This window comes from Chitinibacter sp. ZOR0017, assembly GCF_000799095.1.
GTDB classification, from domain to species: Bacteria; Pseudomonadota; Gammaproteobacteria; order Burkholderiales; family Chitinibacteraceae; genus Chitinibacter; species Chitinibacter tainanensis.
This window is the reverse complement of sequence record NZ_JTLG01000013.1, coordinates 25,250-47,734: the sequence shown is the minus strand read 5'-3', so window position 1 is coordinate 47,734 and position 22,485 is coordinate 25,250. Positions and strand designations below refer to the sequence as shown.

General features: G+C 55.2%; 16 protein-coding genes. 8 read left to right on the top strand and 8 right to left on the bottom strand.

The window, feature by feature from the left end:
- The first annotated feature begins 30 nt into the window (after positions 1-30).
- Positions 31-753: a ribonuclease PH gene (rph, locus tag L991_RS03785; RefSeq protein ID WP_047392421.1), complete on the top strand. Its 723-nt coding sequence runs from the start codon at positions 31-33 to the stop codon at positions 751-753.
- Between the two features lie 75 nt (positions 754-828).
- On the opposite strand, the gene L991_RS03780 is transcribed toward rph, so the two are convergent.
- A complete protein-coding gene (locus tag L991_RS03780) occupies positions 829-3,114 on the bottom strand; it encodes a DUF1631 family protein (RefSeq protein ID WP_047392418.1) in 2,286 nt (761 codons plus the stop codon).
- Positions 3,115-3,327: 213 nt separating this feature from the next.
- On the opposite strand from L991_RS03780, the gene L991_RS03775 reads away from it, so the two are divergent.
- The 3 genes from L991_RS03775 to lysS all read left to right on the top strand — a co-directional run bounded on the left by L991_RS03775 (position 3,328) and on the right by lysS (position 10,806).
- A complete protein-coding gene (locus L991_RS03775) occupies positions 3,328-8,046 on the top strand; it encodes an NAD-glutamate dehydrogenase (RefSeq protein WP_052190570.1) in 4,719 nt (1,572 codons plus the stop codon).
- A gap of 82 nt (positions 8,047-8,128) precedes the next feature.
- A complete protein-coding gene (gene prfB / locus L991_RS03770; RefSeq protein ID WP_047392414.1) occupies positions 8,129-9,232 on the top strand; it encodes a peptide chain release factor 2 in 1,104 nt (367 codons plus the stop codon).
- Positions 9,233-9,303: 71 nt separating this feature from the next.
- The gene (gene lysS / locus L991_RS03765) at positions 9,304-10,806 is read left to right on the top strand and encodes a lysine--tRNA ligase (protein ID WP_028449334.1); all 1,503 of its coding nucleotides are present in this window, start codon (positions 9,304-9,306) and stop codon (positions 10,804-10,806) included.
- Between the two features lie 131 nt (positions 10,807-10,937).
- On the opposite strand, the gene L991_RS03760 is transcribed toward lysS, so the two are convergent.
- Entirely contained in the window at positions 10,938-11,237 is a 300-nt protein-coding gene (locus L991_RS03760; protein WP_028449333.1) for an HU family DNA-binding protein, read from the bottom strand.
- 160 nt (positions 11,238-11,397) lie between these two features.
- On the opposite strand from L991_RS03760, the gene L991_RS03755 reads away from it, so the two are divergent.
- The 4 genes from L991_RS03755 (at position 11,398) to L991_RS03740 (ending at position 15,399) form a co-directional block, all read left to right on the top strand.
- The gene (locus L991_RS03755; RefSeq protein WP_047392482.1) at positions 11,398-12,633 is read left to right on the top strand and encodes an MFS transporter; all 1,236 of its coding nucleotides are present in this window, start codon (positions 11,398-11,400) and stop codon (positions 12,631-12,633) included.
- A 15-nt stretch (positions 12,634-12,648) separates the two neighbouring features.
- Entirely contained in the window at positions 12,649-14,550 is a 1,902-nt protein-coding gene (gene mnmC / locus L991_RS03750; protein WP_047392410.1) for a bifunctional tRNA (5-methylaminomethyl-2-thiouridine)(34)-methyltransferase MnmD/FAD-dependent 5-carboxymethylaminomethyl-2-thiouridine(34) oxidoreductase MnmC, read from the top strand.
- 149 nt (positions 14,551-14,699) lie between these two features.
- A complete protein-coding gene (locus L991_RS03745) occupies positions 14,700-14,990 on the top strand; it encodes a DUF2917 domain-containing protein (protein ID WP_047392407.1) in 291 nt (96 codons plus the stop codon).
- Positions 14,991-15,141: 151 nt separating this feature from the next.
- Positions 15,142-15,399, top strand: coding sequence for a hypothetical protein (locus tag L991_RS03740; RefSeq protein WP_028449329.1), 258 nt, complete (start codon positions 15,142-15,144; stop codon positions 15,397-15,399).
- Positions 15,400-15,462: 63 nt separating this feature from the next.
- Here L991_RS03740 and L991_RS03735 read toward each other — a convergent pair whose 3' ends face one another.
- The 6 genes from L991_RS03735 to L991_RS03710 form a co-directional block, all read right to left on the bottom strand.
- A complete protein-coding gene (locus tag L991_RS03735; protein ID WP_052190569.1) occupies positions 15,463-16,932 on the bottom strand; it encodes a PLP-dependent aminotransferase family protein in 1,470 nt (489 codons plus the stop codon).
- Between the two features lie 96 nt (positions 16,933-17,028).
- Positions 17,029-17,352 (bottom strand): cell division protein FtsB, encoded by a 324-nt coding sequence (gene ftsB, locus L991_RS03730; RefSeq protein WP_028449328.1) that lies wholly within the window; start codon positions 17,350-17,352, stop codon positions 17,029-17,031.
- Positions 17,353-17,475: 123 nt separating this feature from the next.
- The gene (gene eno, locus L991_RS03725; RefSeq protein WP_028449327.1) at positions 17,476-18,771 is read right to left on the bottom strand and encodes a phosphopyruvate hydratase; all 1,296 of its coding nucleotides are present in this window, start codon (positions 18,769-18,771) and stop codon (positions 17,476-17,478) included.
- A gap of 96 nt (positions 18,772-18,867) precedes the next feature.
- Positions 18,868-19,707: a 3-deoxy-8-phosphooctulonate synthase gene (gene kdsA / locus L991_RS03720; protein WP_028449326.1), complete on the bottom strand. Its 840-nt coding sequence runs from the start codon at positions 19,705-19,707 to the stop codon at positions 18,868-18,870.
- A gap of 96 nt (positions 19,708-19,803) precedes the next feature.
- Positions 19,804-21,456, bottom strand: coding sequence for a CTP synthase (locus L991_RS03715; RefSeq protein ID WP_028449325.1), 1,653 nt, complete (start codon positions 21,454-21,456; stop codon positions 19,804-19,806).
- 115 nt (positions 21,457-21,571) lie between these two features.
- Entirely contained in the window at positions 21,572-22,447 is an 876-nt protein-coding gene (locus L991_RS03710) for an SDR family NAD(P)-dependent oxidoreductase (RefSeq protein WP_052190568.1), read from the bottom strand.
- Between the last annotated feature and the right edge of the window lie 38 nt (positions 22,448-22,485).

Genomic DNA, 22,485 nt, shown 5'->3' with positions numbered 1-22,485 from the left:
GCTTAACTTTTCGCTTTCGGATACATTGCCATGCGCCCTTCTCAACGCCAGCCCAATGAGCTGCGCCAGGTTACCCTTACCCGCCACTATACCTGCCACGCCGAAGGTAGCGCATTGGTCGAATTTGGCAATACCAAAGTCATCTGTACCGCCAGCGTTGAAGAAAAAGTACCGCCTTTTTTAAAAGGCAAAGGTGAAGGCTGGGTTACTGCCGAATATGGCATGCTACCCCGCTCGACCGGTAGCCGCATGAAACGCGAAGCTGCGGCTGGGAAGCAAAGTGGCCGAACTCAAGAAATTCAGCGCCTAATTGGGCGTAGCCTGCGCGCCGTGGTTGATCTCGCGGCCTTGGGCGAGCGGCAAATCACCATCGATTGCGATGTGATTCAGGCCGATGGTGGCACCCGTACTGCCAGCATTACCGGTGCCTATGTGGCACTGCAAGACGCGATTCAATCACTGATTGCTGCCGGTAAATTGAGCCAGAACCCGATTCGTGAAGCAGTGGCTGCCATTTCGGTTGGCGTATATGGCGATACGCCCGTGCTGGATCTGGATTATCTGGAAGACTCCGCCTGCGAAACCGACATGAATGTAGTCATGACGGCGGGTGGGGCTTTTATCGAAATTCAAGGCACTGCTGAGGGCAAGGCCTTTAGCCGCCAAGAAATGAATCAGCTCTTGGATTTGGCCGAGCACGGCATTGGACAACTACTGAAAAAGCAGGCACAAGCACTGGCCGATGCCGCCTAATCCTGCGCACTGTGCGAATAAAAAACCCGCTTTCACAGCGGGTTTTTTATTATCGATTGCCGTACTTATATTCACTCAAGCCCGTAGATCACTCATCAGCTCCTGCATTGCCCGATCAGTCAACGTCGCCTGCTGATCCAGCCGTTGCATCCGACCGCTATAGAGTTCATTTAACAATTCGGCTTGCAAAAAGGCCCGACCCTTTTCGGTGCGATTGGTAAACACATACCGAGTGCCTTGCGGGCTAATCCAAGAGAGCCGCAAGCGGATGAAATGCCCTTCTGGCGTTTGCCAATCGACCCATTCGCCTTTGCGGGGCAAGGTGGATTCTGGAGTGATATCAGGGCTTGCTTCTTCATCGCTGGCGCTATCCAGCTCACCACTAAGCTGCTCGACCAGCTCAGAGGTGGCAGTTGATGTGACTTCAGGCAGAGGAACTGCAGCTGCAGGTTGCCCTAGGACGGCTGGTGAAGTGCTGGCGCTGACTGGCGCAACGCTAATTGGTGTGGGCTCAACCGGCGCGTGCACTTCAACTTTAGCGGCGGGTTTGATGCCATTGCGGATTGCTGCGGCATGACATTGCACCAGCTCAGCAAAAAACGCATTGGCGGCGGTCTTATCCAGCCCCGCGGCCAATGCCCCCTCCTCCAGGGTTTTCAACATAGGGGTGAGTAGATTCACCATTTTGAATCGTTCTTCCGGCGTGGCTTTGGGCTGTACACTCCAGAGTAAATCATCCATTGCCTGTAGACGGGTGACAAACAATGGGGTGTTTTCTGCTTCGGTACCATAGGCCAGGCGTAACGCCTCTTGCCAGGTATTGGCCAGAAAGTCTTGAATGACTTGGGCTAGATCGCCATACCCTTGCAGGCGAGCTTGAATCAACTGCTCAGCGGTGACTTGCGCTAATTCCGCCCGCTCGTTTGCCGCCAAGTGATCCAGCTCTTCGCTCAAGGTGGCAATCGCCGCGGCTTCCAAGCTTTGTAAATAATCTTGTAGCGCTTGGTAGCTCTGCGCAAATACCCCCACATCCTGATCAAAATGCTTGATCAGATGTTGCACAATCTCCGCTAGCTTTTCGTAATGCGGCTGCCCTGGCTGCAGGGTTTCATCATCCATCGCACACAGTGCGAGCTGATCTACAAGCAGCCGTGCCGGGTGGTTTTTTTGCGCAAAAAAGCTCGCGTCGAGCATCGCGACTTTTAAGATCGGGATCTGTAAACGACCGATCAAGCTTTTCATCACTGAATTGAGGCGCGGGTCATCAAAGATATGCTCGAAGAGCATCGCCACCAGTTCCAGCGTCATGGCATTGAGTTGGGGCAGCTGTTTGGCCCAGCCACTTTCGCGCAGCATCGCGATCAGATTAATGCCCTGCTCTAGCGGATCTTGGCTGAGCTGTGCCAACTCGCTGCTGCCTTTGTGTTGCAGCAAATCAAGGAAGGTTTTCCACTCGGGTGTCTGCCCTTCTAAGCTCAGTGCGGCGCTTGGTGCGATAAAGTTTGCGCCCAATTCAGCCACATTCTGCGCGACCGGCGCCTGCAGGGCGGGTGAGCTAGCCGGCAAAGTGAGTTCGCTAAGATGATCAGCCAGCGCGCTGGGGCTGTGATTCACCGGCTTCACCGAGCGTTCGCTGGTTTCCCCGATTTCACCTTGACGGCTAGGGCTGCGACGTGGGGCGCTGCGTACGACCAACGGTTGCACGTTCTGCTTAATTAAATACTGGTTAACCTGGTGATACACATTCGCCACCTGGCTAGAAAGCTCTTTTTCAAAGGCTTTCATCGCCACCATGCGCGCTTCTACGCCGGTTTCGAGCTGTTTGCAGGCCCGCAAAAAAGCATCACAAATTGCTTCGGGGGCCATAGGGTTGGCAAAATCGGGGTTTTTGTCAGCGAGCAGGCGCGCAAAGCGCTGCTCCAGCTGATCTAGCTCTTCGCCGCCTTGATGTTTAATGCTTTTGACGACCTGATCCGCGGCAATGCTTTCTTCGTATTCTTCATTGGCGACGAGGCTAAGCTGATCAAGGTTGGCATTTACGAAATAGAATTTTTGCTCGGGCTGAGTGGCCGGATTGCTTACCCGCTGCTCGAACGCTTCGGTGATTAGCGTTTTAAACTGGCTGGCTAGTTGCTGGCGTTTATTGTGTGTTTCGATGCGGGCGGCAAAAAAATCATCGCGCAGGCGGCGGTCAAAACTGGTGTCGGCTAGCTGGAAATAGGTTTCTTCTAGCCGAACAAAAAATTGCTCGAGTGACTCGGTGAGCATTTTGACGGCGATATCGCGACAGGCGCGCAGCATGGGATCATGCGCACTACTCGATGGTGCGGCGCTGGGGCGCTGGATATGCGGCTGGCTCATGATCTCACCTGTTTAAATGGCACTGCTTCACTTGACTATATTAGCATTCCATAATATACAAGCCAACACCGTTGGTCATTCAATTTACTGCATCCAGCTTGCTGATTGTGGCAAATCCCACATCTGAGCCGTCAAACGTAAAGCCTTCCCCCAGCTAGAGAAAGCCGCTCCGGCGTTCTACAGTGCAAAGATCAGTTCACCCCGGAGCCGGTCATGCCCTTACCGCACGAATTAAGCAGCTGGTTAGCCCAGCATGGTCAAACTGAACAGCAGCGGTTTGCTGAGCGCTATTTTGCCGACGTGCCGGACGAAGACTGGCCACAGCGGCAAATCAGCGATTGGGGGGGCGCACTTTTGGCACATTGGCGCTTGGCCCAGCAGCGCCCAGCGGGGCAAGCCGTGGTCCGTATCTACAACCCCAATCAGGCCGAGCATGGCTGGCAAAGCATGCATACGATTGTCGAAATCGTGATCAATGACATGCCATTTCTGGTCGATTCGGTGGGTATGGCGCTGAATGCCTTGAAATATCAGGCTTCCATGGTGATACACCCGGTAATTACCGTACATCGAGACGAACAAGGTCACTTTACCGAGCAAGATGATGCGCTGGTGTGCAAAGAATCATGGATGCACTTTGAGATCACCCGCATTAGTCAGCCAGCTAGGCTGGCCGAGCTGCAGCAGCGCATCGAAAATGTATTGGCGCAAATCACGGCATGCGTCGCGGATTGGAGCCGCATGGCCGAGCACGTGGTTGACCTGTTGGAAGTGTTGCGCCATCAGCCGCCGCCCTTGCCCGCCCCTGCCGTCAAAGAAAGCGTGGCCTTTCTCGAATGGTTGCTGGCTGGGCATTTTGTGTTTCTAGGGATGCGGCAATATCAGTTTGCTGGTAACGAGCTCACGCTACAAGCTAATAGTGGCCTTGGTATTTTGCGCGATGCCGGTGAAGCCACGCCGTCCAAAATCTGGCGCAGCCTTAGCCCCGAATTACGCGCGATTGCGTATGCGCCAGATCGCCTGCTGATGCTCACGAAATCGGATCGCCGCTCTAGCATCCACCGGCCGGTGTATCTCGATACGATTTTGGTTCGCCAATTTGACGCCAATGGCGTGCTGTGCGGCGAAACGCGGATTGTGGGGCTTTATTCCGCCAGCGCCTATATGCTACAGCCGCGCAAAATCCCGTTGCTACGGCAAAAAATTGATGCCGTGCTGCAATTGAGCAAGGCCGATTTAAGCGGCTACCGCGGCAAAGCCTTGCTCAATACGCTGGATACCTACCCACGCGATGAGCTAATCGAAATCGAAGTGCCCGAGCTGCAGCGCATTGCGCTGGGCATTGTTTCGCTGCACGAGCGTTCAAGGGTGCGGGCGTTTTTCCGTGACGATATTTACCAGCGCTACGTGTCGGTGATGGTGTTTGTACCGCGTGATAATTACAGCACCGAGGTGCGCGTCAAAATTGAAAAGCTGCTGTTGCAGCGCTTGGGTGGCAGCAGCGTCGAATACACGGTATTGCTGGGCGATGCCAGCCTCGCTCGGATTCAGTTTATTGTGCGCCGGCCGGCCGAACAGCGTGGCCTTTATGATGGCCAAGCAATTGAAACGCAGATTGCCGAATTAGCCCAGCGCTGGCCAGATAGTCTGCAACGCGAGCTGATTCTGGCCAATGGCGAAGAGCGTGCGGCCGAGCTCTTTCAACGCTATCAAAATGCCTTTGGCAGTGCCTATTGCGCCGACTTTAGCCCGCGAGTGGCTACCCATGATATTGAAGCGCTAGAGCAGTGCCGACTGGAAAACCGGCTGGTGGTGACCTTGCAAGCTGGCGACCCGCTGCGGGCGGATATTTGGCGGATTAAGCTGTTTCGCAGCCAGGCGATCGAGCTCTCGGATTGCCTACCCTTGCTGGAAAATCTGGGCTTACGGGTATTGGATGAGCGGCCGTATCTGCTGCAACTCGCTGATGACAGTAGTTTTTGCATCATGGATATCGGCGTACGCTTGCCGGCCAATACCTCGCTAGAAAAACCGGAAGAACGGGCGCGTGTGGTCGAGGCGTTTTTGGCGCTATTTGCAGGTTTAGCTGAGAATGACCATTTCAATCGGCTGATTTTGCAAGCCGGCCTTGTGTGGCGCGAAGTATTATTGCTGCGCGCCTATGCGCGCTATCTGAAGCAGGTTGCGCTGAAATTTGCGATGGAATCGATCGGCGATTGCCTGCTGAAATACCCCTTGCTGAGCAAACAGTTGGTGAACGCCTTTGATCACCTACTCAACCCCGCCAACGCCCAACCGGCCGTGGCCGATATTGTGCTCGAAGAAGTCGAGCAAGCGGCCAAAGCACTACCCAATCTGGATGAAGAGCGCATTCTGACTGCCTATGTGCAAGCGATACGCGCGACGCTACGTACCAACCATTACCAACGGCAGCATGGTCAACCCAAGGGCTATCTCTCTTTCAAAATCGCCTCGGGCCGGATCAGCTTTATGCCGCAGCCGGTGCCGCTGTACGAGATTTTTGTGTATTCACCCGCGATGGAAGGTGTGCATTTGCGCGGTGGCAAAGTTGCGCGCGGTGGGCTGCGTTGGTCGGATCGGCGTGAGGATTTCCGCACCGAGGTGCTGGGCCTGGTGAAAGCGCAAATGGTGAAAAACACCGTGATTGTGCCGGTAGGCTCAAAAGGCGGCTTTATCGTTAAAAATCCGCCTGCCGAGCGCGAAGCCTGGCTTGCCAGCGGTATCGCCTGCTACCAGACCTTTATCCGTGGGCTACTGGATTTAACCGACAACCTCGTCAATGGCCAGATTGTGCCGCCGGTCGATGTTTTGCGTCGCGATGAAGATGACCCCTATCTGGTGGTGGCCGCCGATAAAGGCACCGCCACCTTCTCGGACATCGCCAATCAGATTTCGCAAGAATATGGCTTCTGGCTGGATGATGCCTTTGCCAGCGGTGGCTCGGTAGGCTACGACCATAAAAAAATGGGCATTACCGCCCGCGGCGCTTGGGTTTCAGTCGAGCGCGCCTTTATGGAGCAAGGGCTGGATACCCGCCGTGAAGCGTTTACGGTGGTGGGGATTGGCGATATGTCGGGTGACGTATTTGGTAACGGCTTATTGCGCTCGCCGCATACCCGACTGGTGGCCGCATTTGATCATCGACATATTTTCCTCGACCCCAATCCCGATCCGGTCGCCAGTTTCGCCGAGCGTGAGCGCCTGTTTGCCCTTCCGCGTTCATCCTGGGCTGATTATACGGCCGAGCTGATTTCGGCTGGTGGCGGGATTTGGCCGCGCAATGCCAAAACCATCCGCCTTAGCCCACAGGTGCAAGCCCTGCTCGCGCTTGAGGCGACTGAGTTGGAGCCAAACGCCTTGATTCAGGCGATTTTGCAGGCGCCGGTCGATCTGGTTTACAACGGCGGCATTGGTACCTATGTGAAGGCCAGCAGCCAAACCCACGCCGAAGCCAATGATCGCAGCAACGATGCGGTACGTATTGATGGTCGCGATTTGCGCTGCAAAGTGGTGGCCGAAGGCGGCAATCTGGGCTTTACCCAGTTGGGGCGGATTGAATACGCGGCCAAGGGCGGGCGGATTCATACCGATGCCATTGATAATTCGGCGGGCGTAGATTGCTCGGATCACGAGGTGAATATCAAAATCCTGCTCGGCCGGCTGATTGCCGCGGGCGATCTCACCCTCAAACAGCGCAATGAGCTGCTCGCCAGCATGACCGACGAAGTGGGCCAACTGGTCTTGCGCGACAATAGCCTGCAAACGCTGGCCATTTCGCTGGAGCATCGGCAAGCGCGTTCGCTACTGAGCGTGCATGGCCGGATGATGCAGGCGCTGGAAGCCGCGGGCAAACTCTCGCGGCGGATCGAATACCTTCCCAGCGATAGCCAGCTACTTGAACGTCAGCAAGCTGGGCTGGGGTTGTATCGCCCCGAGCTTGCGGTCTTGCTAGCCTATGCCAAGATTGTGCTCAAGCAAGCCTTGCTCGCGGAGGTATTGATCGATGATCCGCAATGGAACGGCCTGCTAGGCAAATACTTCCCTGGGGTATTGGCTGAGCGCTATGCCAGTGCAATTGCCGAGCATCCGCTGCGCCGCGAAATCGTTGCTACTGTTCTCACCAATCATGTGATTAATCGCTATGGCATGACCGTGGCCTATCGCCTGCAGGAAGAAACCGAGCACAGCGCCAGCGAAGTGGTGGCCGCGCTGCTGCTGGCCGAAACCCTGCTCGATGCGGAAACGCTAGCGCGGGCGATTGAAGCCACTGATGGCAGTGTGGATGCCGAAACGCAGGGTGAGCTCTTGCTGCACATTCGCCGCTATACCGAGCGTGTGGCACGCTGGCTGATCCAAACCCCGCTCACCACTGCGCAGCACGATCATTTGCGCACTTGCGCCGCGCTGGCCCTGCCCAAAGCGCCAGAATGGCTGGCCGCCAGCGAGCGCCATGCCGAGCAAAAAGCCCAATGGCTGGCGGCCAAAGTGCCGGCCGGACTTGCCATGCAGGTGTTGGTGCTGCAGGAAATCCAAGCCTTGCTGGAGCTGGCGCTGGCGGCCAACGACAGCGGCCAGCTGGCCGAGCAATTGCAGCTGCATCTGGCCGTGGGGGAAGCACTGGATCTGCCGTGGTTGCATAGCCTGATCGAGCAGCTGCCGCGCGACAATCGCTGGCAAACACTGGCACGCATGGCGGTGCGCGATGATCTGAGCGCTGTGCAAATCGCGCTGACCCGCCGCGTATGGGCCGAGCGCGAACAGCGCAGTGATGCGCTGGGCGAGTGGCTGGCGAGCGAGCAAGCGGCCATCGGCCGTGTGCAGCATATGTTTGCCGAGTTACGCGCCTGCCCGGCAGATCTGGCGATGATTTCGGCGGCGATTCGCGAGCTTCGCCAGCGGCTGAACGTCTGAGTGGCACTGAAATTCCGCCCCCAAAGCGGGGGCGGACTGATATAATTTGATGTTTTGCATCAGCATGGACGCGGAACATCGCATGGAAAGCGAACAGCTCAACCAGATTGAAAACCAGCTTAAAGAACTCGGCCAGCGCGCTGATGAACTGAAACGTTACCTCGATTACCCCGGCAAAGTCGATCGCCTGGAGGAAGTCGTGCGCCTGTCGGAAGATCCGGAAATCTGGAACGACCCGAAAAAAGCCCAAGAAATCGGCCGCGAACGCAAATCACTGGAAGACGTGGTGCATGTGCTTGACCGAGTCAGTGGCGCGGTGACTGACGCGCTGGAACTCTTCGAGATGGCCAAGCTGGAAGACGATTTCGACACCATCGGCGCCATCAACGACGACTACACCACGCTGGAAGCCGAAGTGGCCAAGCTGGAATTTCGCCGGATGTTTAATAATCCGATGGATCCAAGCCCATGCTTTATCGATATTCAATCGGGCGCGGGTGGTACTGAGGCGCAAGACTGGGCCGGCATGCTGCTGCGCATGTACGTACGTTACGGCGAGCGCAAAGGCTTTAGCGTAGAAGTGATGGAGCAATCCGATGGCGATATCGTGGGTATCAGCCAGGCCACCATCAAGTTGTCTGGCGACTATGCCTATGGTTTCTTGCGGACTGAAACCGGCGTGCACCGCCTGGTGCGCTGCTCGCCCTATGATTCAAACAACCGCCGCCATACTTCGTTTGCCTCGGTCTTCGTTTACCCTGAGGTGGATGACAGCTTCGAGATCGAAATCAATCCGGCGGATGTACGTACCGACACCTATCGCGCCTCGGGTGCGGGTGGACAGCACATTAATAAAACCGATTCAGCCGTTCGTCTGACTCACATCCCGACCAATACCGTGGTGCAATGTCAGAACGACCGTTCGCAGCACAAAAACCGCGACGAAGCCTGGAAAATGCTGCGCGCGAAATTGTACGAGCTGGAATTGCGCAAACGGATGGAAGCCCAGCAATCGCTGGAAGCCAGCAAATCCGACATCGGCTGGGGGCATCAGATTCGCTCGTATGTCTTCGACCAGAGCCGGATCAAAGATTTGCGCACCAACTACGAGGTTGGCAATATCAAGGCGGTCATGGATGGCGACCTTGAAGGCTTTATCGAGGCCAGCCTGAAACAGGGCGTATAAGTGATTATGCAGATACCCTACTGGGTATCTGCCCGAAATAAAACCCAGATCTAAACTGCAGGCACATACCCATGTCAGAAGAACAAATCCTCCCGCAAGACGAAAATCAGATCATTGCCGAGCGTCGCGCCAAACTGGCCGCGATCCGCAGCAAAGGCGTTGCTTTCCCGAACGACTTCAAACGTGAGCACCTGGCTGCCGATCTGGCCGCTGAATATGGTCACTTCGAGAAAGAGCCGCTGGAAGCGCAAGCCATTGCGGTTAGTGTGGCTGGCCGGATTATGCTCAAGCGGGTAATGGGGAAAGCCAGCTTTATCACGATTCAGGATGGCTCTGGCCGCATTCAGTTCTACATCAGCGGCCAAGCCGTGGGTGAAGACGTATACAGCGACTTTAAAACCTGGGATTTGGGCGATATCGTCGCCGCGCGCGGCACGCTGATGAAAACCAAAACCGGTGAACTGTCAGTCCATGTGACCGAGCTGCGCCTGCTGACCAAATCGCTGCGCCCGCTGCCTGAGAAATTCCACGGCCTGACCGATCAGGAAACCAAATACCGCCAGCGCTATGTGGATCTGATCACCAACGAAAACAGCCGTAATACCTTCATCAAACGCAGCAAAATCGTGCAACGCCTGCGCGAATTTATGACTGGCGAAGGATATCTGGAAGTGGAAACCCCGATGATGCACCCGATTCCGGGCGGCGCTTCGGCCAAACCATTCCAGACGCACCACAATGCGCTGGATATGCCGCTGTACCTGCGGATTGCGCCTGAGCTGTATCTGAAACGTCTGGTCGTGGGCGGTCTGGAGCGGGTGTTTGAAGTCAACCGCAACTTCCGCAACGAAGGCATGAGTACCCGCCACAATCCAGAATTCACCATGGTGGAATTCTACGAGGCCTATGCCGATTACCAGCGTATGATGGAAATGACCGAAGGCATTATCCGTGCCTGCGCGATCGAAGCCACTGGCCATGCCGTCGTGGAATATCAAGGCAAAACGGTGGATCTGTCTAAGCCCTTTGCCCGCTTCACCATTGTGGATGCCATCAAGCACTACAACCCCGAATACACCGACGAGCAACTGCACGACCGCGCCTTCCTGAAAGCCGAAATCGCGCGCTTGGGCGGCAAACCCGTGCTGACCGATGGTATTGGCGGCCTGCAGCTGAGCCTGTTTGAAGAAAACACCGAAGCGAAATTGTGGGAGCCGACCTTCATCATCGATTACCCGGCTGAGGTGTCACCGCTGGCGCGCGCATCTGATACGCAAGCGGGTATTACCGAGCGCTTCGAGTTGTTTATCGTGGGTCGTGAGCACGCCAATGGCTATTCCGAGTTGAATGATCCGGAAGATCAAGCCGCGCGTTTCCAGGCCCAGGTGGATCTGAAAGAAGCCGGCGACGATGAAGCTATGCACTTTGATGCCGATTATATCCGCGCACTGGAATACGGTCTGGCGCCAACTGGCGGCTGCGGTATCGGTATCGATCGCCTGGTGATGCTGCTGACCGACGCGCCAAGTATTCGTGACGTGATTTTGTTCCCGCAAATGCGTCGCGAAGACTGATTTAGCGGCGGTATTGGGCTGCAGGCTATGTTTAATCTGCGCTACAGCCCTATACCAGCAGTAGGTATCAATAAAAAAACCGGCTAAAAGCCGGTTTTTTTATTGGCTGCGCAAAGCGCGCAGTGTGCTGCTTATTTCTGCTCGCCTGCTACCGCATCTTTCAGCGCTTTGGCCGCAGTAAACTTCAGCACTTTCTTGGCTGGGATTTGCACTGCTTCACCGGTTCGTGGGTTACGGCCCACGCGGGCATCGCGCGATTTCAGCGCAATTTTGCCGACATTCGGCAGGGTTACTTCGCCGCCGCCGCTCACCGTGGCGGTAATCACTTCCGACAGGGTATCGAGCAATGCCGCGACGGTCTTTTTGTTGAGATCCGGGTGCTCGATGCTGGCCAGGTTATGGATGATGGCAATCAATTCGGTTTTTGTCATTGTACGACCCCCATGGAAGAATGCTTTCATTATGCCGCAGTGAGGCTGGCGCGGGGATAAATCTTGCCCCCAGCCTGCGCAAATGCGCATGCCAGTGTATTTTTACCAATCTTTCTGCCCGCCAGCCTGCGACAATACAGGTTTTGCGAGCGAATACTGCATGTCTGTTGCACGCCCTGCCCCAATTAGCCAGCTGAGCTGGGCGACTTTATTGTTCCCGCTGGCGCTGGTGCTCTTTGAGTTTGCCACCTACATTTCCAATGACATGATCTTGCCCGGCATGCCGGCTGTGGTGCGCGAGTTTGCCGCCGACCCTGCCTGGATTCCGACGGCGATGACCTTGTGTCTGCTGGGTGGTGCTAGCCTGCAATGGCTGCTGGGGCCTTTATCTGATCGCCTTGGCCGGCGGCCGGTGATGTTGGCCGGTGCCATATTTTTCACCCTGAGCTGTATTGGCATTATCTGGGTGCATAGTTTCTGGCTGTTTCTCACTTTCCGCTTTTTGCAGGGGGTTGGCCTGTGCTTTATCGGCGCCGTGGGCTATGCCACCATTCAGGAAAGCTTTACCGAAACCATGGCCGTGAGGGTGATGGCGCTGATGGCCAATGTGGCGCTAATTGCGCCTCTAGTTGGCCCGGTCGCCGGTGCTGCAGTGTTACAGCTGGGTGATTGGCGCTGGATTTTTGGCGTAGTGGCCGTGGTGTCGGCGATTTCTTGCCTGGGCCTGTGGTACAAAATGCCGGAAACCTCACCCAAGCTCGCCGAGCCATTGCATCCACGCCAGCTCTGGCAAGATTATCGCCAAATTTACACCAATCGCCGCTTTGTACTGGGCGCCGTGGCGCTCAGCCTGAATGCGGTGCCCTTGCTGGGCTGGATTGCGCTGGCGCCGGTGATTTTGATGCAGGATGCCGGGCTTAGCACGCTGGAATACGGCTGGTGGCAATTCCCTGTATTTGGTGGGCTGATCCTCGGCAATATCGCTTTGGCCAAATTGATTAGCCAATTGCCGATACAGAGGCTGATTACCATCGGCTCGATCCCTTTGCTGGCTGGGGCGCTGGCGGGCTTGTATCTGCTGGCCGAGCCCACCGCTTGGCGCTGGCTGGCCTGGTCGCTGGCCGTTGCGGCGTTTGGCATGGGCATGATCAATGCTGCACTGTATCGCCTGACCCTATTTAGTAGTGAGCAAGCCAAAGGGGTGGTGGCCGCGGCGCTCGGCATGCTGAATATGGCGGTATTTGCTGGTGGCATCGAGCTGTTAAAATGGGGCCATGCTCAGTGGGGCAATCGTAGTTTTGTGGTGCTGTGCGTGCTGGCAATTAGCCTTGGCATTGCCGCACGACGAGCCTTTTTGCGCGGGGAACCACTGCATCCGCCCGTTGCGTCCGCCTAAACCTGCTGTTTTGCCATGGCCTATACCCCGCTGCAAGCCGCTACGCTTGATTTTGCCGCTGATGGTACTTTGTATTCCAGCCGCTATGCCGATGTTTACCACTCCGCCCATGGCGCCTTGGCGCAGGCGCAGGCCGTGTTTATGGCGGGCAACGGCTTGCCGGTTCGCTGGCAGCAGCGCGAATGCTTTACCATTCTTGAAACAGGTTTTGGGCAAGGTTTAAGTTTTTTAGCCACCTGGCAGGCCTGGACAAATGACCCGCACCGTTCGGCGCGCTTGCATTTTATTTCGGTGGAGCAACATCCGTTTAGTCGCGCCGATTTAAGCCGGCTGTATCAGCGCTACCCTGAGCTAAGTACCTTCACTAGCGAGCTGTTGGCTGTCTGGCCGGCGCTCACCCCAGGCTTTCATCGGCTGGAGCTGGCGGATGGACGGGTCATTCTCACCTTGCTGTTGGGTGAGGTGCAAAGCATGCTTCACGAGCTGCAGGCCAAGGTGGATGCGATTTACCTCGATGGCTTTGCCCCAAGCAAAAACCCCGAGATGTGGTGCCTGCCCGTGTTTAAGGCGCTGTGGCGACTGTCCCATGCCGATACCACGCTCGCTACGTACACGGTGGCCGGCGCAGTTCGCCGCGGGCTGACCGAAGCGGGCTTTGCCGTTGAAAAAGTCGCGGGCTTTGCCAGTAAACGGCAAATGCTCGTGGGGCGCTGTGCGCGCATCCCCAAGCCACCCCGCGTATTTCGTTCTCACCCCGCGCGTCCACACCCAAAACGTGCGGTGATTATTGGCGCAGGCATGGCCGGCTGCGCGACAGCTGCGGCACTGGCGCGGCGTGGCTGGCAGGTTGAAATCTTTGAAGCCGAAGCGGATGTGGCCCAGCGTGCCTCGGGCAATCATGTGGGCCTCTGCCACGCGATCTTTAGTAAGGATGATAATGCCCTCGCTCGCCTGAGCCGGGCCGGCTTGGCGATGAGCCGGCAACGGATTGGGCAGCTGGGTCCGACTGTACTTGCGGGCTGCGGTCACCATCTGCAATTGGCCAAAGACGCCGAACAAGACGCCCTGCTAGCGAGCACCGCCGCTACCCTGCAATTTCCGCCTGAAGTGCTGCAATATCTGGATGCCGCCACCTGTTCCGCACAGTTAGGCTATCCGGTCAGCTATGGTGCGTGGTGGCTGGAAAAGTCGCTATGGGTGAATCCCTACAGCTTGTGCCAGGAGTATATCGCTACGGATATTGATCTAATTAGCATACAGGTCAATACCCCTGTTAGCTGTATCGAGCAACACGAGCAAACATGGCACATTTTTGGCGCGGACAATGCGCTACTGACCCGCACCGAAGTACTTATCCTCGCCAATGCACACTCTGTTCAGCAATTGTGGCCGGCAGGTGAGTTACCGCTGAGTGAAAGTTGGCGTTCGGTTACGAAAATCCCCGCCGCTGCCGTATCAGCTGATGTACTCAGCCTATCTGCGGCCCGTTATCTCACCCCAGCGCTAGCAGGCTGGCGCTGCACCGGTGCGGCCGAGGTAGGCGCGGCCAGCCTTGCTGAGCTCACGGCCAGCAATCTGGCGGGTGCAGCCGATTTGCTCGGGCATGAAATTACCAGCCCCGAGGCCAGTACCCGTATCTGCGCACGCCCCAATTCGCTTGATCGCCTGCCCTTGGTCGGGCAGCTGCATGTGGCGGGCGAAATAAATGAGCCTGTGCACCAACTGTTTCAAATGCCCCGTCAATCTGGGCTGTATTGCTGCGTGGGCTTTGGCTCGCGCGGCATTACTTGGCATGCACTGGCGGCGGAAATTTTGGCTTGTCAGCTCAATAGTGAGCCACAGCCCATCGAAAAAAGCTTATTGAATGCGATTGATCCGGCGCGATTTAAGTTGCGGCAATTGCGCAAAGCCGGCTAAAGCTGTCAGCGGCAGACAGTGTGGACCCGAAAGCAGCATAACAGTTCATCAATTCAGCCTGCCTGTACACCTAAATACAGTACAGTTGTGCCTCTGTAGCGTAGGCTGGTGGCGGCGTATTCTAGCTAAAACCTCGCAGGAGTACGATCATGGCTCAGACCACCCTTACCCGCTCACAATTACTCAGCCTGAATCAGCAACAGTTTGCCTGGATCCACTGTGACCATGGCACCATCTGGCTCACTGACGATGGCCATGATGTCGTGCTACAGGCCGGCGAAGCCTGGCAAGTACAAGGCTGGGAAGCCGTGCTGGTCGAGGCCTTGAGCGATAGTCAATTGCGCATTGGCACAAGCCAACCCAGCACCTCGCGCTGGCAGCCACTACTGCAGTGGGCCCAGCAATGGCTGCATGTAGGTAGCCAGCCCCGCCACGCTTAACCCTGCCAACAGTAAGGTTGCTCTGCCGCTAGTCTGTAAGTTCCAACCTTTCAGGCAATAGCGCTTGCCAGCGCCACCTGAGCAGCAATAGTGCAATTACAGGTTGGCGTTTGATGCACGGTGCATCCTCCTCGCTAGCCGAGGAGGCACTATGCTGCGCTCTATCCTACTGGCCGGCGCTTTGTGCGTTGGCGCCGCTAGCGTTCAAGCTGGCGAGCTGGTCGAAGACCTATTGCACATCAACACCCTGATCGAACAGCGCTGCGGCGAGCGGCTGCAAGTGCTGTGGGTTGATGAAAAAGGCGACAATCCCCCCTGCCAGATGTCTTATTCCGCGGCCTGTGTCGAAGCCCAAGCTGCTGGCCCGTATAGCTGCTCGACGGTAATGCGCAGCGTGGCCAGCGAATAGCGGGGGCAGGTTCGGCTTGGGTCTTGACTTGAGCAGCCCTAGCTTAGCCACCTTGCGCTGGGCTTAGTGTGCCGCAAGCGGCACGCTTTCCGGTGTGCCCAGCTGTTTGCGGGCCAGTTCGCCTAAGCGGGCGATGGCTTTTTCGTGCCGTGTGGTCCATTCCTCAACACAGCAGATGCGCAAACAGTTGCGGTAGCTATTGCTAGGTGAAAATAGCGAGCCAGGTGTGAAGCTAATCCCTTCGGCAAGCGCATCTTGCAGCAGGGTAATGGTGTCTATGCGGCTATTGAGCTCAACCCAGAGGATATACCCCCCCTGCGGCACATTGAGTCGGGTGTCAGCCGGGAAATAGCGTTGAATGGCATTCACCGCGTGATTGACTTGCTCGGCGCAGCTTTTGCGCAAACGGCGCAAGTGATGATCATACCCACCGGTTTCCAGAAAACGCGCCATGGCCCGCTGTAACAGCGATGGCGTGGAATAGGTATTAATAAATTTCAGCTGCTCGATCTGCTTTTGCCATTTGCCGGCGACCACCCAGCCGATCCGAAAACCCGGAGCCACTATTTTGGTAAACGAGGACATCAGCATGACATTGCCGGTTTTATCAAATGCCTTGGCTGGAATCGGCCGATCGCCCTGATAGCAAAACTCGCCGTAGATATCATCTTCAATCAGCGGGATATTGCGCTCTTCAAGTAGTTGCACCAGCTTTTGTTTGTTTTCATCGGGCATTAGGCTGCCTAATGGGTTGGCAAAATTCGGTAGCAAAACACATGCCTTTACCTCGCCATTGCGCGTGGCCAGTTCCAGCGCTTCAATCGAAATACCGGTTTTAGCGTGGGTCGGGATTTCCAGTGCTTTGAGTTTGAAGCTCTCTAAAATCTGCAACAAGCCAAAATAAGCTGGTGATTCAATCGCCACCACATCACCCGGTTGGGTCACCGCGCGCAGGCACAAATTCAGCGCCTCAATCCCACCCTGCGTGATGATGATTTCATCCGCTTCTACTTTGCCACCCCAGATCAGTGAGCGGCGGGAAATCTGCCGGCGCAATTCCAGATCGCCTTGCGGCTCACCGTAGTCAGCCACCAAATCAGGGAATTGGCGGGTGATTTGCGAGAGCATGCGCTGGATTTGCGCATTCGGGAATAATTTGGGCGAGAGTATCGCCATGCCAAAATCGACGCGGATTTCTTTATGGGTGCGATTCACTGCGGATGGGGTAAGCAGAGGGTCGATAAAGACATGTGAGGGATTTTTAGGTGGCGTAGTGAGCTCGGGTGTGGCAAAACTAAGTCGTTGGCGCACATAAAAACCTGACTGTGGGCGCGCCTCAATCAAGCCACGATCTTCCAGCTCCCGATAGGCTTCCATTACCGTGGATAAGCTCAGCTGGCGCTGACCAGACAGCTTGCGAATCGATGGCATTTTCTCCCCGACGCGCAGCACACCCGTACTAATCGCCTCGGCCATTTCATCGGCCAATTGCAGATACAGGGTTTTGCGAGGTGGGGTGATTTGTTCGCTCATCGGGCTCTCCTTGGGTAAGGAGTACTATAGCCGATATCGCAAATGCATAACAGATTGGCTTGGGGTGCAGTACCTAGGAAAATGTACCGGTACAGTTTACTTTTGTGATGTAGTTTTAGTTGGACTGCTACTAATGATCGCTGGCTTGCTGTGATCCAGCACCTGGAAGAACACTTCATCTTGGCGAATCATACCCAGCTCATTGCGGGCCCGCTCTTCGATGGCTTCCGAGCCGGTTTTTAAGTCACTCACCTCGGCATCCAGCGCTTCATTGCGCTCTTTAAGTTTGGCATTTTCAGCTTGGCGTTGCACCAGCTGTTCATCCAGTTGCCATACGCGCATCCAGCTGCCTTTGCCAATCCAAAGCGGCCATTGCAAAGCAATAATTAGCACAGCCAAAACTAAAGCAAGAATACGCATTCAGGAAACCGAAACAGACCATTCATAGAAAAAACCGGAGTACATACTCCGGTTTTGATCTTACTATGGCTGCGCGGCTAAGGTCGAGCTGACATCAGCGCTGCAGCCATAACACAACGCGTCTTAGCCTTTCAGCTGGTAGAACGCGTTCACACCTGGGTAAACCGCTGCATCGCCCAGTTCCTCTTCGATACGCAGGATCTGGTTGTATTTAGCGATACGATCAGAACGGCTCAGAGAACCTGTTTTGATCTGCATGCAGTTGGTGGCCACCGCCAGATCGGCGATGGTTGAATCTTCGGTTTCGCCTGAGCGGTGGCTCATTACTGAGGTGTAACCATGGCGTTTAGCCAGATCAACCGCAGCCAGCGTTTCTGACAGTGAACCGATTTGGTTTACTTTGATCAGGATCGAGTTACAAATGCCTTTTTTGATCCCTTCTGCCAGAATTTTGGTGTTGGTCACAAACAGATCATCACCCACCAGCTGTACACGCTTGCCCAGACGGTCGGTCAGCAGTTTCCAACCATCCCAGTCGCGCTCGCCCATACCGTCTTCAATCGAGATGATTGGGTATTTGTTAACCAGGCTTTCCAGGTAATCAACCATTTCCAGCGACGTGAAAGTACGGCCGCCTGATTTCTTGAATACGTAGTTGCCGGTTTCTTTATCGAAGTATTCAGAAGCCGCGCAATCCAGTGCGATACGGAAATCGGTACCGGCTTTGTAGCCTGCTTTCTCAATCGCAGCCATCAAGAGATCCAGCGCATCTTCTGGGCCGGCCACGTCAGGTGCGAAACCACCTTCATCGCCCACTTGAGTTGGCAGATGTTTGTCGTGCAGGATTTTTTTCAGGTTGTGGAACACTTCGGCGCCGTAACGCAGTGCTTCACGGAAAGTTGGCGCGCCAACAGGCACGATCATCAACTCTTGGAAATCCAGGCTGTTAGACGCGTGCTCACCACCGTTGATTACGTTCATCATCGGTACTGGCAGAGACATTGGGCCCGAACCACCTACGTAGCGATACAGTGGCAGACCGGCTTCTTCGGCGGCAGCTTTGGCAACAGCCATAGATACGGCCAAGATCGCGTTAGCGCCCATGCGGCTCTTGTCTTCGGTGCCGTCCAGATCCAACATGGTTTGATCGATGAAGGCTTGATCTGCAGCGTCCAGACCGATAATGGCTTCACAGATTTCGGTGTTGATGTTTTCAACCGCTTTCAGAACACCTTTACCCAGATAGCGTGATTTATCGCCATCACGCAGTTCCAGCGCTTCGCGCTCGCCGGTAGAGGCACCAGATGGTACCGCAGCGCGGCCCATAACACCTGATTCCAGCAATACATCGGCTTCTACAGTCGGGTTACCACGCGAGTCCAAAATCTCGCGGGCGATCACTTCAACAATCGCGCTCATGGGCGTTATACCTCAGTTGGTTTGAAGATAGGTACGAATATATACAATAAATATGACAGCTGCGGTGAATTAATCCCACCGCATATCGCAAAGAAATTACAAGGTATGCTCAATGAAAGAGTGTGCCTTAACCGCACGATCAATTTCCTTGAGCGTAATCAGCAATTCCTGCATCCGTGGCAATGGGAAGGCATTAGGGCCATCTGATAGCGCTTCGCACGGATTAGGATGGGTTTCCATAAAGAGGCCCGCAATACCCGAGGCCACCGCTGCGCGCGCCAAGACCGGCACCATTTCGCGCTGACCGCCAGAGCGATCACCCTGCCCGCCTGGCTGCTGAACAGAGTGCGTAGCATCAAAAACCACCGGGCAACCGGTTTCGCGCATCACCATCAGGCCGCGCATATCGCTAATCAGCGTGTTGTAGCCAAATGAGGTGCCGCGATCGCAAACCATCAGATTATCCAGACCACCATTGGCTTCTTTACCTTTGGCAATCACGTGTTTCATGTCCCACGGGGCCATGAACTGACCTTTTTTGATATTCACCGGTTTGCCAGTGGCGCAGACCGCGTGGATAAAATCAGTTTGGCGGGCCAAAAAGGCTGGGGTTTGCAGCACATCAACCACTTGCGCCACGATGGGCGCTTCCGCTTCGGTATGCACATCGGTTAGCACCGGCACGCCGATTTGTTTTTTTACTTCGCTCAGAATGCGCAGACCTTCATCAATCCCCAAGCCGCGGAATGATTTGCCTGATGAGCGATTGGCTTTATCAAAGCTAGATTTATAGATAAACGGGATATTCAGCGCGCTGGTCAACTCTTTCAGTTGGCCAGCGGTATCAATGGCCAGTTGCTCGCTTTCGATGACACATGGACCGGCGATCAGGAAAAATGGCTGATCCAATCCAACTTCAAAGCCACACAGCTTCATGAGATACCCCTTCTTTGTATTGCCTTGGGAAATAGACAGGGTATAGCTTTGCAGGCTATACCCTGTAGATCAGGATCAAAGATCCTGCAGTATTGCTTAGCAGCTCAGACCTTCACGGCCATTTTCGCGTGCATAGGCGATCGCCGCCTCGATGTACGACTTGAACAGCGGATGGCCATCACGTGGCGTTGAGGTGAACTCTGGGTGGAACTGACAAGCAAAGAACCAGCGATGTTCCGCCAGCTCAATGGTTTCCACCAGTTGCTCGGCGCCCACGGATTTACCACTGATTTTCAGGCCAGCCGCTTGCAGGCGGTCCAGATAGTAGTTGTTCACTTCGTAGCGATGACGATGGCGCTCGGTAATCAGCTCATTGCCATAAATTTTGGCGGCGAGCGAACCACTTTCCAAGCGACATTGCTGCGCACCCAAGCGCATGGTGCCACCCATATTTGAGTTTTCGTCGCGTTTTTCAACTTTACCGTCGTGGTTCACCCACTCGTCGATCAGCGCCACCACCGGATATTCGGTTTCCAGATCAAACTCGGTCGAGTTCGCGCCTGGCATATTGGCCAGATCACGCGCAAATTCGATCAGCGCGATCTGCATGCCCAAACAAATCCCCATGTATGGGATATTGTTTTCGCGTGCAAAGCGCACCGCCACAATCTTGCCTTCAACACCACGTTTACCAAAACCACCTGGCACCAAGATCGCGTCCATGTCTTTCAGGCAGCCTGGGCCTTCGGTTTCCAGCGACTCAGAATCCACGAAATGGATTTTGACTTCCGAGCGCGTATGAATGCCGGCGTGTTTCAGTGCTTCGATCAGCGATTTGTACGATTCGGTCAGTTCGACGTATTTGCCGACCATGGCAATATTCACGGTCTGCTGAGGGTTTTGAATCGCATCGACGATGCCATCCCAAACCGATAGATTAGCTGGTGGCAAATCGAGACCAAACTGACGACAGATGATGTCATCAATGCCTTGCTCAGACAGCGCACGCGGAATTTTATAAATCGAATCCAGATCCGGACACGAAATCACGGCTTTTTCCGATACATTGGTAAACAGCGCAATTTTGCGGCGCTCTTCATCCGGCACCATGCGATCGGCGCGGCAGATCAGCACATCGGGCTGAATACCAATTTCGCGCAGCTCTTTCACGCTGTGCTGGGTAGGTTTGGTTTTGATTTCACCCGCAGCCGCGATATACGGCACGTAGGAAAGATGCACAAAGCAGGTGTTTTCCTTGCCCAACAACACGCCCATCTGGCGAATGGCTTCCAGGAATGGCAGCGATTCAATATCACCTACCGTGCCGCCCACTTCAATCACCGCAACCTGCGCACCGCTTGAGCCACGCTCAACAAACAGACGGATTTCATCGGTAATGTGCGGAATGACCTGTACGGTCTTGCCCAGATAATCGCCACGACGCTCTTTCTTGATCACCGAGTCATAAATCTGCCCGGTCGTGAAGTTGTTGCGTTTCGCCATTTTGGCGGTAATGAAGCGCTCATAGTGACCGAGATCGAGGTCAGTTTCCGCACCATCTTCGGTAACGAAGACTTCACCGTGCTGCATGGGGCTCATGGTGCCCGGATCGACGTTGATGTACGGATCCAGTTTCATCATGGTGACATTGAGGCCGCGCGATTCGAGAATCGAAGCCAGAGACGCGGCGGCGATGCCTTTGCCGAGCGAAGACACAACGCCACCGGTTACGAAGATATACTTGGTCATGTTAAGAGCGCACAAGTTTGAATCCCCTATTCTACCCGAACCACAAGGCGAAGCTCAATTCTGGACAAGGGACCATTATTGTGCATTTCGCATTCTGCACTGACTTTAGCCGCCTTTATTCGCTGCGGCGACCGTAGGCGACGCCTGGCTCATCGCCCGAAGCTTTCAGTAATACACGATCGAGCCACGCGCTGGGCAAGATGCGCTTCAAATACCAGAACCACTGCGTGGGTTTGGTGACCCGGTATCGGGCGCGAGGCCTTGCGCTCGTTAGCGCCGCGAGCAATACCTCGGCCACGGCGCTCTCCGGCAGCGTAAATGGCGCGGGTGGCCCGCTTTTGAGTAGGCGCCGCGCCATAGCGGCATAAGCCGGGGCGTGAAAACTCGCCTCACTATTGATCCAGCGCTTAAATTCTTCAAACGCATTGGCGCGAAAGCGACTCACAATCGGGCCGGGCTCAATCAGGCTCACTTTTATCTGAGTGCCGATCAATTCCTGCCGCAAGGTATCGGCAAAACCCTCGAGCGCAAATTTGCTGGCGTTGTACGCCCCCCGATACGGCATCGCCGCAAAGCCCAGTACCGAGCTATTAAACACAATCCGGCCGTGACCTTGGCGGCGAAAGAGTGGCAATACCGCATTGGTGAGTTCAATCGCGCCAAACACATTGGTTTCAAATTGATGCCGCATTGCGGCGCGGCTTAAATCTTCCACCGCGCCCGGCACACCAAAGCCAGCGTTGTTAAACACCGCATCCAAACGCCCGCCAGTGAGCGCCAATGTAGCCGCCACACAAAAAGCAATGGATTCGCTGTCGGCGACATCCATTTGTAAGGCAGTAAGCCCTAGCGATTGCAAATATAAGACATGGTCATTTTTTCTCGCTGTGGCAATCACTTGCCAGCCATGCTGTTGCATAAATTGCGCAGCATATAGCCCAATACCACTCGAACAGCCAGAAATCAGCACCACCGGTTGATTACTATTCATGAAAGTGTATCCATTATGTCACTTAAGGCAATATTCCA